The sequence below is a fragment of the Candidatus Scalindua japonica genome, from assembly GCF_002443295.1.
Classification (GTDB): domain Bacteria; phylum Planctomycetota; class Brocadiia; order Brocadiales; family Scalinduaceae; genus Scalindua; species Scalindua japonica.
Map to the genome: position 1 here is coordinate 1 of NZ_BAOS01000040.1, position 12,679 is coordinate 12,679.

Consider the following 12,679-nt stretch of genomic DNA (forward strand, 5'->3'; position numbering starts at 1 on the left):
TGATCATTGTTAACAGAAAAAAAGGGGTACTATTATGAGCCGTAGCTGTATTTAATGCATTATTCTCTGATTGGGTTTATTTCAGTGTTATGTCCGTGAAATGCGGACTTGTCGAATGCGTGGAATCCGCCTGCCGTTATGCAGAGGATTACATAAGGTGCTAAGATGAGTAAAGATAGTTTTTTAAAATTCTGTTTTGTTTTAAGAAAATACATGAAATTAGCTGTACTTGTAGCAAAGTATAATACTTAAAACTAGCAAACTTTATTTTAATTGTCAAATATTTTTCAAAATCAGAAAATGTCTTGGTACCGTAAGAAACTCAGAAACGTGTTCAAGATGATGTTATAGTGGAGCACATTATTTATACAAAGTGCTACTTCTGTCGTCTGTATTTTTTTAAATATAAATATGTTAAATTTTGAACCAACCGGATATCAACTTGATTTTGTTCAATACTTGCCTATTCCCCGTAGAGAGGAGTCTATTGCCCGGAATGTCCATGAATACAGTTTTAATTTGACACCGTTATGTCAACGGAGATATAATGATACTGGATCGATGAAAGTGAAATTCAAAATATGGATGGAAGAGGGAGGTTGTGTAGCCTTTGCTGAAGGGAGAAGGATGCTGCTGGAAGCTGTAGACCGTTTAGGTTCTCTAAATGCGGCAGCAAAGGAGCTGGGTATGTCATATCGTGCTGCATGGGGAAAAATAAAGGCAACAGAAAAGGCATTAGATTTGAGACTATTGGATGTTACTACTGGTGGAAAGGGAGGGGGAGGGGCAAAATTGACCCCTGAGGCCAGAGAGCTTATTTCGTCATATAATAAGTATATGAACAAAGTGAGTTCTATTGCGGAAAAAGAATTTAAACTGTCTTTTAAAAGCAAATACAGGAGTTAGTTTTTATTTAAAAAATCCATCCTGGTCCAAATACTGTTCATTTTTGTGACAAGCTCTACCATTTGACTCACGCAGTGTGATGTCACACTGAGCGGAGTCGAAGTGTTTTTATCTTAGTGTTTTATGATTATTATAAATGGCAAGTAAGGTCTGCGGTACGATTACGAGGGTGGAGAAAGGGCATATTCATGCTACTGTTCAGATATTATGGAAGTCAATTCCGTTAAGCGTAGTTATTACAAAAGCCTCTTGCGAAGATATGCAGCTTTCTGAAGGTGATACTATCACAGTACTCATAAAAGGTACTGACGTAATGCTAGCGAAATTTTTTTCCGGTATGATCAGTGCAAGGAACAGGGTTGGTGGAACAGTAAAACGGATCATCGAGGGAGACGTTGTATCAAAGGTGTTTGTAGAATCCCAGGAAGAGATGCTTTATGCTGTTATCACTAATACCTCATTGAAAGAGATGGATATTAGTGAGGGTGATGAGATCATGGCAATTGTAAAATCAACTGAGTTAATACTCTATAAGGAAACTTGAGGTATGAAAAAAATTACTGGATTTTGTTTGATAATTATATTGATTTTGATATTTGGTTTCTCTGCTTTTGTTCGGGCTAGTGAGAATATTCTGATAGCTTCCGCATCGAATTTGAGATTTGCCATGCATGATATCTGTCATGATTTTCAGGAAGAAAATCCATCTATTCAGACAAAGGTGTCATACGGCTCCTCAGGCAACTTTTTTGCGCAGATAAAGCAGGGTGCTCCTTTTGACATTTTTTTTTCTGCGGATGCCACTTATCCGGAACTGCTTGAGAAGGAGGGCCTGGCTGTAAAGGAAATGCGAGAAGTTTATGCCGTAGGTAATATTGTCCTCTGGTTTCCGAAAGAGTCTAAAGTTGCTCCTGATACAGGGATGCATGCCGTTACATCTTCTGAGGTTATGAAATTGGCTATTGCAAATCCCCGGCATGCACCATATGGCCTTGCTGCGGAGGAATCGCTTCGTTATTACGGCCTGTGGGAGGAGGTAAAAAGGAAGCTGATATATGGTGAAAATATATCACAGACGGCACAATATATTCATACGGGAGCAGCAGACGCTGGGATTATTGCCCTCTCTCTGGCAAATTCATCAAAGATGTTACACGAGGGTAAATACTGGATGATTCCTGATGAATCACATAGCGACATTGAGCAGGTTTATGTGGTGTTAAAGAGAGGAAAAGGGAAGAAAAGTGTCAGGAAATTTCTGGATTTTATCCACGGAAAAAATGGGAGTAACATACTTTCCCGATACGGCTTTGTCTTTCCTGGTACCGGAGAAAACAGGTAATGAATTTTGCAGCACCACTTCTTTTAAGTTTGAAGCTTTCAAGTGTCACCACTTTGTTCCTTCTTGTATTGGGTGTACCCTTTGCTTACTGGCTTGTTTTCTCCAGGTTTCGGTTCAAATTTTTAGTAGAATCGATTGTCGCTCTTCCTCTCGTACTCCCTCCAACAGTATTGGGGTTTTACCTGCTTATGGCCATTGGGGCAAACAGTTTTTTCGGGCGTTGGTATGAGAGCCTCTTTAACAAACCGCTTGCCTTTTCATTTGAGGGACTTGTTTTAGGGTCATTTCTTTATAGCCTTCCATTTGCTGTGCAGCCGATTCAAATGGCCTTTAATTCTATTGATAAAAAGCTATTGGAGGCCTCCTGGTCACTGGGCAGGTCAAACATATACACTTTTTTCCGAGTTATTCTTCCATTATCACGCCATGGTATTATAACCGGTTGTGTACTCTCGTTTGCACATACTCTTGGAGAATTCGGAGTGATACTTATGATCGGGGGGAACATTCCCGGTATTACCAGGGTCGCTTCTGTGGCTATTTATGACGAAGTGCAGTCCTTGAACTATGGAAGTGCAAATATGTATGCGGCAATTTTGTTACTGTTTTCATTTGTAATACTTGCAGCGGTATATTTTGTTAATAGAAGATTTACACGCACTATATAATTAAAAATAAATAAAAGTACCTGATGTTTGAAGTGAGCTAAAGTTGTAAAAAAAGAATATGTATTATATAAAAATGAATGATTCTTTTCCTTTTCATAGCTTTAGTCGCTTTAGTTCACTTCAAACATCAGGTACTTTATCAGGAGACTAATTTTGCTAAGTATTCACTTGAAAAAAACCTGGAATAATTTTGAGTTAGATGTTTCTTTTGATATTCCCAGTGGAAAAATAACGGCGTTGTTTGGTCCATCCGGTGCCGGAAAATCGAGTGTGTTACGTATGATTTCAGGATTGGAAATGGCTGAAGATGGCTTTATTTCTAATGGAAATGAAGCATGGTTTGATAAGGCAAAAGGGATTGACCTCCACCCACAGCAGCGTTCTGTCGGCTTTGTTTTCCAGGACTACTCCCTGTTTCCCCACATGACGGTAGAAAAAAATGTAGCGTATGGAATGAGAGAGAAGTGGAGAAGAAAGGAGATAAAAGATCTTATCTCTACTGCAGGGCTTTCAGGTTACGAACGATACTACCCCGCACAACTGTCCGGCGGGCAGAAGCAGAGGGTCTCCCTTATCAGAGCCATAGCCAGAAAACCTGATATTCTCCTCCTTGATGAGCCTTTTTCCGCACTGGATTGGCAGACACGCATTCAATTGCAGGAAGATATAAAAAACATTATCAAACAGTTTGATGTTACGACTCTGTATGTTACTCACGATGTAACAGAAGTATATAAACTGGCAAATAATGTAATTGTATTAGAATCAGGAAAGAGAGTGAAATATGGGACACCAGAGGAAGTTTTTTTAGGGAAGAGATTGAGTACACGAGTTCAGGTGACAGGTAAGGTGGTAGGGATAGAACACGATTCAATCATGGCATCCGTAACCGTTATGCACGCAGATCAGTTCTTTAAGACACTAATTGACACGGAAGAGTTGAAATCCTTAGATCTGCGGATTGGAAACGATGTCATTATCGGTGTAAAATCATCTGATGTAATCTTGTTTAAGATATGAAGGAATTTAATAGCAAATTTATTTAAAAATTATGAGCTGTTTCTTTTTAAGGAGATTTATTTGGTATGAGATAAGGATTTCTGGATGTAGTTTCCATGCGGTGGAACAAATCGATGTAATAAACTTTTATACTTAATTGCGAATCATTAAATATCTAACAAATTTTAAAAATTTTCTGTAAATACAATATAACACGCTTGTTTCATGGGTAAATTACTTTTTACTTGCATGCTTACAAAATGTTATAAAATACATCCGTGCTTATAGTTCAAAGGAATTTTCCTGGTGTTATTGTTCACCACCCAGTGGATGTGTTTTTTTTATATTGATTGCTAAACTGCTTCTCAGGCAATAAAAAACCCCCATCGCACTATCTTGTAACAGATAAAAACGATGAGGTTTTTTTATTTGATCAGAAACGGTTATTATTATTTATGTCCGTTTAGTTTTTCAATCTTGATCGCGCATGACTTAAGTTCAGGAATCTTACAGACCGGATCGAACGCATCATTTGTCAGTAGGTTTGTCAGGGCGTCTCTGTGATGGAATGCAAGGAAAGTTATGCCGGGCTGTACTCTATCGGTAATCTGTACTTTGACCTCCATCTCACCCCTTCTTGAGCTGGCAAGCACTTTTTCACTATCCGTTATATTAAATCTTCTGGCATCAAACGGATTCAATTCTAACGCTTCTTCAGGCCACTTGTCGTATATTGTACTTGCTCGTCGAGTCATTGAGCCATTGTTATAATGCTGTCTTCGTCTTCCGGTTGACAGGATCAATGGGTACTTATTATCAGGTACTTCAGCCGAAGCTATATGCTCCTGAAAATTGAATTTTGCCTTTCCGTTCGGCCTGTTGAATTTTTCTTCGTACATTATTTTCGTACCAGGGTGATCCAGGCTTGGGCACGGCCACTGAATCCCGTCCGGATTACACCTTTCATGAGTAACACCCGCAAACATAGGCGCGACGCTTGCAAGTTCATCCCATATTTCAGACGGTGACGAATATTCCATATTCTTGATTCCAAGTGCTTTGGCAACCATGCATATGGTCTCCCAGTCCGCTTTTCCACACAATGGGTCAATTGCCTTTCGAATAAGCTGAATTCTTCTTTCTCCGTTGGTGTAGGTACCATCTTTCTCCGCATGGCTTGATCCAGGAAGAATTACGTCCGCAAATTCAGATGTTTCGGTAGGCAGAATATCCTGTACCACAAGGAAGTCAAGTTTCTTCAGGCCGCTTTTTACGTAATTGACATTTGCATTAGTCATAGCAGGGTCTTCGCCAAAGATATAGTAACCCTTCAGTTTTCCTTTGTTCATCGCAATGTCCATCTCGGTACACGTCAAACCTATCTTATCGTTCAGTTTAGTTTTCCATGCCTTTTCAAATTTCTTCTGTGTTTTTTCATCACCAACGTCCTGATATCCAACATACTTGTTGGGCAGGGCTCCCATGTCACATGAGCCCTGAACATTATTCTGTCCACGGGTCGGATTTATTCCAACGCTTGATCTGCCAAGGTGGCCGGTAACGGTAGCAAGGTTTCCGAGTGACATTACGTTATAGGTACCAGTTGTATGTTCCGTCATTCCAAGACTGTAAACAATCATTGCCTTGTCTGTTGAAGCGTACATCCTGGCCGCTTGAATAATCCTGTCCTTTGCCACACCCGTTATTCCTGAGACGTATTCCGGTGTGTATTTTTTTACTCCTTTTTTAAGTGCTTCGAATCCTTCTGTTCGTTGCTTTATAAACTCCTTGTCCTCAAGCCCTTCTTTCAGGATAACATGTATGAGCCCATTTAACAGGGCTATGTTTGTGCCTGGTATCAGGTTCAACCATACATCCGCCTTTTCCGCAAGTTGTGTCTTTCTCGGGTCACCGACAATTAGTTTTGTTCCCTTTTTCAAGGCATCTTTTATCTTAAGCCCTAAAATAGGATGTGCTTCATAGGGATTGGCACCTATAACGAATAACAGTTCCGTATCACGTATCTGGTCAAATGAATTAGTCGCGGCACCACTACCGTAGCATGCGGCTAATCCTGATACACTGGCACTGTGACATACCCTCGCGCAGTTATCAACATTATTCGTACCCATCATTCGTCCCAGCTTCTGGAATATATAGTTCTCTTCATTTGTACACCTTGAAGATGAGAGGAATCCAAGGCTGTCAGGTCCATGTTTTTTCTTAATCTCGGTAAACTTTTCAGCTATCAGGGTAACCGCTTCTTCCCAGCTGGCTTCTTCCAGTTTGCCATTTTTTCTTATGAGCGGTGTGGTTATTCTATCTTTATGGTGTATGTGTTCGTAACCAAATCTACCTTTTACACAGAGACTTCCTCTATCATTAACCGGCGCTTCGAAGCATGGCGAAATAGAGACTACCTTTTTGTCTTTTACATTCAAAAAGTAGTTACAGCCTGTTCCACAATATGTACAGGTGGTCCTGGTTTTTTCAAATTGCCATGGTCTTCCCTTGCCTTTTACGGATAGTTCCTGCAGCGCTCCAACTGGACACGCATCTATACATTGACCGCAAAGTTCACAATCACCCTCTTTAGATATATTTGAATCGTTGGGTGCGCCCAGTGCCGTAAACCCGTGAGCCTTAAACCCGAGAGCATACGATCCCTGGAGTTCACCACAGGTACGTGCGCATCTGGTACACATAATGCACTTATCTTTATCCCACTCTATAACTCCGTTATTAGGAAGTTCAGGGAATTTTCGAATAGTCTGTTGACTCCACTCCGCATGTACCTCAAACTGGTAGGCATAGTTCTGAAGTTTGCAATTACCCGTCTTTTCACAGGTCATACAGTCATTGGGGTGGTTACCAAGTATCAGCTTAAGGTTGTTTCTTCTTAGTTCGGCAATATTGTCGCTTTCTGTTACAACATTCATGCCGTCCCATACGGGAGCGTTACAGGCTGTCACAGGCCCAATGTTCCCGTCAACCTCAACGACACACATTCTGCATTGTCCAAATGGTGACAGCAGGTCCCAATGGCACAAAGTTGGAACGTGGATATTGTTTTTCTTGGTAACATCAAGGATGGTTTCGCCATCACTTGCTTCATACTCTTTCTGATTAATTTGTAACGTAATTTTTTTCATGTCCCCTCCCTAATCACCGTGCTAGATAAACTAATTTAGTAAACAAACTTTATTTATGATAATATATTTAGTAAAGTATTTTGTTGCGCTGATATGTAAACTCGTTCTTGTGTAGGTAAAATGAATATCAGCAAACAATATAGCTTTCGTCGATTTTACAAAAAGGCATTACGTAATCAATAATAATAAATTATATCAGCCGCAAACAGAAGCCTTGACAATTATTTCTAACATGAGTAAGATATTATGAAATAGACTGTTAATACAAGGCTGGCTTGTTTGTAATTATTACATATTGATTTTCTTAATATAAATTGTTTTTGCAGTTAATATGTAAGGCTGGAGATGTCAGTTGCTCATTCAGCAACAACGGCAACCTTTTTCTCAACGTAGTGCAATGCAACAGTTTTACAAGCCTCTACGCAAGCCATATCATCATACCCTTTACAATCATCGCAGTTAAAGGCTACCGCCATCTCTGGTTCTTTAGTGATGGCTCCGAATGGACAGGCGTCAATGCATGCCCAACAGCCGGTACATTTTTCCTGGTCAATGATTACATTACCATCCTCAAATTTGGTAATTGCACCATACTCACATGAATCCCTGCATTTAGGTTTTTTGCAATTCTGGCAATAGGTTGCATGCGGTTTATCTTTTCTGAAATTTATCTGAATTCTTGGAACCGGTGCAGGGTCTTCAAAAGATGATAAAACCATATCCTGTGACTGTGAGTGTCTTACTGCGCACTCAATCATACATCTTTTACAGGTAACGCAGAGTTTGCTTGTAAATCTTTTTTTTGGTTTTGACATAATATGTATTAATGGTTCTATATAAGATAAGAACCAACTGAAAAATCAAAATATTAAAATAGTGAACTATCAATTTATCAAAATTGATGTAAAAGTGCAATAATTATTATCAAATTTACATATCTTCAAAAAAATTTAGCCTTTCACGGCGTCTATAAACTTCTTGATCAGTTTCTTATCTTTTTTTCCTGGCATATTTTCTACACCGGAAGAGACATCTACTCCATAAGGCTGTACAATTTTTATTGCCTCTGCTACATTTAAATGTGACAATCCTCCTGCTACGATTATAGGTATGGAAGTCTTTAATTTTTCTACAATATTCCAATCAAAACAGATTCCTGTACCTCCCATTTGGTTTTTTGAGTATCCATCGAGCAGGATAGCTTTAGGTTTATACTTTTTAATCGGAGTGATATCTCTTTCGTTTTGAATTCTGAATGCCTTAATAGTTATAATATCTTTCAATCTGTTTAATGTCTCAGGAGGTTCATTACCGTGAAGTTGTATCGCGTTCAGGCCGCAAAACCTGAAGGCAGCTTCCATGTTGTCAGCTGTTTCATTAACGAAGAGTCCAACCGTTGTAACGAATGGAGGTAATTTTCGTATAATAGAGCGGGCTCTTTCTTTACTTACCTTTCGTATACTTTTCGCAAATACGAAACCAATAGCGTCCGCACCGTAATCGACCGCAGAAATTGCATCATTTAAGCTTTTTATTCCACAGATTTTTATTTTTGTCATCGAGCGTCTCCTCGTCTCCATCCCAATCAGGACATTATCAAATTACCTATATTAAGTCAATGTGATTCATGCTTTAACTCAATTATTGCTAGATTTGTTCTAAGTATAAAAGGCTGGATATATTAAAACCTTTTTGTTATAAAGAAATGATATAAAAAAATTTCAATTCTGAACAGAGGAAAAGTATTATGAGGGAGTTTGGACTTTCAAAGTCAGTGTTACCACGGTGTAAACAATCATTTTGCATCTTAAGTGTTTTAGCTATTATGTTTTTAATATGCTCTTGTGGCGAGTCAGATAGATCTGCGCAGGAAGAGATAGGGGGGTTGGATGAACGTATAACAGCTGCTCAAAACGAAATTGAAACGCCATCTTATGAAAGCAGAACTATTTTCAGGATGCACATGCAAGACCTGGATGAGTGTGAAGACGCTTTGCTGGATTCTGTGCAGAGGCAGGATTGGGAAGTAATTAAAAAGTGTGCTATGGATTTGAAAAATGCTTCTGCTGTAATCTTTACCGGTAAGGAGAAAAAGGACCTGCCTAAGGAATTTGTAATGATAGATACTATGTTTCATTACCAGGCACTTGCAGTAGTTGAGGCTGCGGAATCAAGAGAAATGGTTAAGTTGAATATTGAATATGAGAAATTGCAGGATACCTGCGACCGCTGTCATGAAAAATATAAAAGAAATGATATGTGACAAAAAAGAAGAAATGTATCATTGATTTTTTTATATTGAAATCAGGTCAGTGTTTTATTATTATCACTTTTTATTTTGTCAGAAAATTATATTAAAGGTTATCCGTTATGAGCTTAGATAAAATAACAACTATTCTTGGTGATGCAGAGGCAGAAAATTTACTAAACCATAAGGCTAAAGTTTCCCGTGAACAATTAAACCTGCCCGGATCAGATTTTGTTGACCGGATATTTGCGCTTTCAGATCGGCCGACACCGGTCTTAAGAAGCTTACAGAGCATTTTTTCTCACGGAAGGCTGGCAGATACTGGTTATGTTTCAATTCTGCCCGTGGACCAGGGTATTGAACACTCTGCTGCTGCTTCTTTCGCGCCAAACCCCATATACTTTGATCCTGAGAATATTGTAAAACTCGCTATCGATGGAGGGTGTAATGCCGTTGCGTCTACGCTGGGCGTTCTGGGTATAGTAGCAAGAAAATATGCTCACAAGATACCTTTTATTCTTAAATTCAATCATAACGAACTTTTAACATACCCTAATAAATTCGATCAGGTTATGTTTGCATCTATTGAACAGGCAAGAGATATGGGTGCTGTGGCAGTTGGGGCTACAATTTATTTCGGCTCCGATGAGTCAACGCGCCAGATTGTGGAGGTCAGTGAAGCATTTAATATCGCACATGAAATGGGAATGGCGACAATCCTCTGGTGTTATCTGCGGAACTCTGCATTCAAAACAGGTGGTGTCGACTATCACACTGCAGCAGATCTTACCGGGCAGGCCAACCATCTGGGTGTGACAATTGAAGCGGATATAATTAAACAGAAACTGCCTGAGTGTAACGGAGCTTACAACGCCTTAAATGAAGGCGGGGCTAGCTACGGTAAGACCCACAAGAGAGTCTATTCGGACCTCTCATCTGACCACCCTATAGATTTAGCCCGATTACAGGTAATCAACTGTTATATGGGCAGAGCAGGGCTAATCAATTCAGGTGGCGCTTCCGGAGAGAATGATCTTGCCCAGGCAGTAAAAACCGCGGTTATCAACAAACGTGCCGGAGGAATGGGATTGATCAGCGGGAGAAAAGCCTTTCAGAAGCCTATGGATGTCGGTGTAGAACTGCTAAACGCGATTCAGGATGTTTATCTGAATGAAGAAGTGACTGTTGCGTAAATAAGAACTCGAAAAAAAGAAGCTTCTCTTCATGCTCGTTCCTGTTCTTAAAAGGCCCTTGGCAACTACTATTCCTGTTTTCCATTAAAAATATGTTCTCACGCAGGGCCGCATAGATCGCCAAGAAAAAGAAATTTTCTTAAAGTGAAACTGCTTTTCGTTTTTGCCGTATTAACGGAAGTAAAAAAGGATTTAAAAAAAATTATACCGAAACTACTTGTTAATGTTTACAATTCAGTAGTTCGGTTGCCAGTTTGTTTCTCTTGTTTTTCAAGCATTTTCAGAAATGAATTTTTGATATGTGAGAACGTCTTCCCTGCTGCCTATAATCAATGGTACTTTCTGGTGGAGTTCTGTTGGTACAATATCCATTATATTTTCCTTGCCGCTAGTTGCCATCCCACCGGCTTGTTCTACGATAAACGCCAGTGGTGATGCTTCATATAATAGACGTAATTTGCCTTTTGGTTTGTCAGGATTTTTGTAATCAGCAGGGTATAAGAATATACCACCATAGAGCAGATTTCTGTGAAAATCTGCTACAAGCGAACCTATATAGCGCAATGAATATGGTCTGCCCGAATTAGAATCTTTCTCTTTAAGATAATCTATGTATTTCCTGGTGCCTTCATCCCAGAACTTGGAGTTGCCCTCATTGGCACTGTAAATTTTTCCCTTTGAAGGTGTTTTGATGTCAATATGAGATAGAATAAATTCTCCCACACTCGGATCTAAAGTGTAACCGTTTACCCCCTGTCCGGTTGTAAAAACCAGCATTGTGCTGGAACCGTAAATTATGTAACCGGCAGCGACTTGATCAGATCCTTTTTGTAGACAGTCTTCAAGTGTGCCCTTTTCACCATCCGTCTTTTTCCGATGTATGGAAAAGATCGTACCAATGCTGACATTCGCATCGATATTGGATGAGCCGTCAAGCGGATCAAATAGCAGTACATAATTACCTTTAGGAAATTTATCCGGAATATGTATGACGTCATCTCTCTCCTCAGAAGCCATTATGCAGAGATGTCCTCCATGGTCCATGGCTTTAAATAGTCGATCATTTGCGTATTCATCCAGCTTTTTCACTTCTTCACCATGTATATTTTCTGTACCGGTAAGGCCGAGTACATCGACAAGACCTGCCTTATTAACTTCTCTTGATATGATCTTTGCCGCATATATCAAGTCCATCAGCAATCCTGTAAGATTACCCGTAGCCTTAGGAAAATCTCTCTCCTGTTCGACAATATGGCGTTGTACACTCATTCCTTTTTGTCCCACTAGAACACCTCCTGAACGTTTCTGGTTTTAATCATTTGTATATTCTTTGGTTGATTTATTTAATACAGATTAATTAATTTGATAACATTGCTATCGGTTGTCAGGCACCAGGGAATACGTGCTGTGAATTATTATAAAGATTTTGGTGCCTTCCTGGTTACAGTTTTTTTCTTTGTTGTAGGTGTCTTCTTAGCTACGGTTTTTTTCTTTGCTGTAGGTGTCTTTTTGGCTACAGTTTTTTTCTTTGCTGTAGGTGTCTTCTTAGCTACAGTTTTTTTCTTTGTTGTAGGTGTCTTCTTAGCTACGGTTTTTTTCTTTGCTGTAGGTGTCTTCTTGGCTACAGTTTTTTTCTTTGTTGTAGGTGTCTTCTTCGCTACAGTTTTTTTCTTTAATGCCGGTTTGTCATGGGTCTTTCTGTAGCTTTTAACAAAAAACTCTATTGCCTTTAATACATCCTCCATATAAACATCCGTATCAACACAGTAGCCGTATGGCCTCTTGTTCGGTATTGCATATATTGCCTTTGGCATAGCTGCCATTAACCCTGTTCGTAACTCTTTTTCGCATGCTATAGCGACAACCCCCTGTACTTCTTTAGCCATGACTCTTTTTAGCGCAACCCTTCCGCCGCTGGCAACAGCGATGCTGATGCCGTACTCTTCTGATAATTCCAGCAGGTCCTTTACCTTGCATTTTCCGCAACGTATGCACTCGTTGATATCGTGTTTGATATTTTGTTTACACGTGGAATTTTGTATACAGTGTGGAAAAAGGAGCAGTAACCCTTCCGGTGGGCACTTTTTCTTTCTCAGCCTGGTCATCATATTGTTAAGCGAAACAAATTTTTTGTCTATAACTTCCATTTTTATGTAAGTCTCCCTAATGCG

General features: G+C 39.5%; 12 protein-coding genes. 7 read left to right on the plus strand and 5 right to left on the minus strand.

What is annotated here, in order from left to right; translation table 11 throughout:
• The first annotated feature begins 411 nt into the window (after nt 1-411).
• The 5 genes from SCALIN_RS19430 to SCALIN_RS19450 all read left to right on the plus strand — a co-directional run bounded on the left by SCALIN_RS19430 (nt 412) and on the right by SCALIN_RS19450 (nt 3,936).
• Nucleotides 412-906: a winged helix-turn-helix domain-containing protein gene (locus SCALIN_RS19430; RefSeq protein WP_203415582.1), complete on the plus strand. Its 495-nt coding sequence runs from the start codon at nt 412-414 to the stop codon at nt 904-906.
• Between the two features lie 136 nt (nt 907-1,042).
• Complete coding sequence (locus SCALIN_RS19435) at nt 1,043-1,450, plus strand: TOBE domain-containing protein (protein WP_096896108.1); 408 nt, start codon at nt 1,043-1,045, stop codon at nt 1,448-1,450.
• 3 nt (nt 1,451-1,453) lie between these two features.
• The gene (gene modA, locus SCALIN_RS19440) at nt 1,454-2,248 is read left to right on the plus strand and encodes a molybdate ABC transporter substrate-binding protein (RefSeq protein ID WP_096896109.1); all 795 of its coding nucleotides are present in this window, start codon (nt 1,454-1,456) and stop codon (nt 2,246-2,248) included.
• Entirely contained in the window at nt 2,248-2,916 is a 669-nt protein-coding gene (gene modB / locus SCALIN_RS19445) for a molybdate ABC transporter permease subunit (protein ID WP_096896110.1), read from the plus strand. Before modA ends, modB begins: the two co-directional genes overlap by 1 nt.
• Before the next feature lie 153 nt (nt 2,917-3,069).
• Nucleotides 3,070-3,936 carry an ATP-binding cassette domain-containing protein gene (locus tag SCALIN_RS19450; RefSeq protein WP_162532421.1) on the plus strand — a complete coding sequence of 289 codons (867 nt, stop codon included), beginning with the start codon at nt 3,070-3,072 and terminating at the stop codon, nt 3,934-3,936.
• A gap of 428 nt (nt 3,937-4,364) precedes the next feature.
• Here the strand turns inward: SCALIN_RS19450 and fdhF are convergent, their stop codons facing one another.
• The 3 genes from fdhF to SCALIN_RS19465 all read right to left on the minus strand — a co-directional run bounded on the left by fdhF (nt 4,365) and on the right by SCALIN_RS19465 (nt 8,626).
• Nucleotides 4,365-7,067 carry a formate dehydrogenase subunit alpha gene (gene fdhF / locus SCALIN_RS19455; protein WP_096896112.1) on the minus strand — a complete coding sequence of 901 codons (2,703 nt, stop codon included), beginning with the start codon at nt 7,065-7,067 and terminating at the stop codon, nt 4,365-4,367.
• A 356-nt stretch (nt 7,068-7,423) separates the two neighbouring features.
• Nucleotides 7,424-7,825 carry a 4Fe-4S dicluster domain-containing protein gene (locus SCALIN_RS19460; protein WP_162532422.1) on the minus strand — a complete coding sequence of 134 codons (402 nt, stop codon included), beginning with the start codon at nt 7,823-7,825 and terminating at the stop codon, nt 7,424-7,426.
• A gap of 192 nt (nt 7,826-8,017) precedes the next feature.
• Complete coding sequence (locus SCALIN_RS19465; protein WP_096896114.1) at nt 8,018-8,626, minus strand: phosphoribosylanthranilate isomerase; 609 nt, start codon at nt 8,624-8,626, stop codon at nt 8,018-8,020.
• 188 nt (nt 8,627-8,814) lie between these two features.
• Here SCALIN_RS19465 and SCALIN_RS19470 point away from each other — a divergent pair, with 188 nt between their 5' ends.
• Complete coding sequence (locus tag SCALIN_RS19470) at nt 8,815-9,330, plus strand: hypothetical protein (RefSeq protein WP_096896115.1); 516 nt, start codon at nt 8,815-8,817, stop codon at nt 9,328-9,330.
• Between the two features lie 107 nt (nt 9,331-9,437).
• Complete coding sequence (locus SCALIN_RS19475; RefSeq protein WP_096896116.1) at nt 9,438-10,508, plus strand: class I fructose-bisphosphate aldolase; 1,071 nt, start codon at nt 9,438-9,440, stop codon at nt 10,506-10,508.
• Nucleotides 10,509-10,778: 270 nt separating this feature from the next.
• Here the strand turns inward: SCALIN_RS19475 and fbp are convergent, their stop codons facing one another.
• Nucleotides 10,779-11,777, minus strand: a complete 999-nt coding sequence (gene fbp / locus SCALIN_RS19480; protein WP_096896141.1) for a class 1 fructose-bisphosphatase — start codon at nt 11,775-11,777, stop codon at nt 10,779-10,781.
• A gap of 146 nt (nt 11,778-11,923) precedes the next feature.
• Nucleotides 11,924-12,655, minus strand: coding sequence for a DUF116 domain-containing protein (locus SCALIN_RS19485; RefSeq protein ID WP_096896117.1), 732 nt, complete (start codon nt 12,653-12,655; stop codon nt 11,924-11,926).
• Between the last annotated feature and the right edge of the window lie 24 nt (nt 12,656-12,679).

Excerpts from the sequence above, each read along its gene's own strand:
- fbp (WP_096896141.1), bottom strand. The coding sequence starts at position 11,777 with ATGAGTGTACAACGCCATATTGTCGAACAGGAGAGAGATTTTCCTAAG.
- modB (WP_096896110.1), top strand. The coding sequence starts at position 2,248 with ATGAATTTTGCAGCACCACTTCTTTTAAGTTTGAAGCTTTCAAGTGTC.
- fdhF (WP_096896112.1), bottom strand. The coding sequence starts at position 7,067 with ATGAAAAAAATTACGTTACAAATTAATCAGAAAGAGTATGAAGCAAGT.
- modA (WP_096896109.1), top strand. The coding sequence starts at position 1,454 with ATGAAAAAAATTACTGGATTTTGTTTGATAATTATATTGATTTTGATA.
- SCALIN_RS19485 (WP_096896117.1), bottom strand. The coding sequence starts at position 12,655 with ATGGAAGTTATAGACAAAAAATTTGTTTCGCTTAACAATATGATGACC.
- SCALIN_RS19435 (WP_096896108.1), top strand. The coding sequence starts at position 1,043 with ATGGCAAGTAAGGTCTGCGGTACGATTACGAGGGTGGAGAAAGGGCAT.
- SCALIN_RS19465 (WP_096896114.1), bottom strand. The coding sequence starts at position 8,626 with ATGACAAAAATAAAAATCTGTGGAATAAAAAGCTTAAATGATGCAATT.
- SCALIN_RS19430 (WP_203415582.1), top strand. The coding sequence starts at position 412 with ATGTTAAATTTTGAACCAACCGGATATCAACTTGATTTTGTTCAATAC.
- SCALIN_RS19460 (WP_162532422.1), bottom strand. The coding sequence starts at position 7,825 with ATGATTGAGTGCGCAGTAAGACACTCACAGTCACAGGATATGGTTTTA.
- SCALIN_RS19470 (WP_096896115.1), top strand. The coding sequence starts at position 8,815 with ATGAGGGAGTTTGGACTTTCAAAGTCAGTGTTACCACGGTGTAAACAA.
- SCALIN_RS19475 (WP_096896116.1), top strand. The coding sequence starts at position 9,438 with ATGAGCTTAGATAAAATAACAACTATTCTTGGTGATGCAGAGGCAGAA.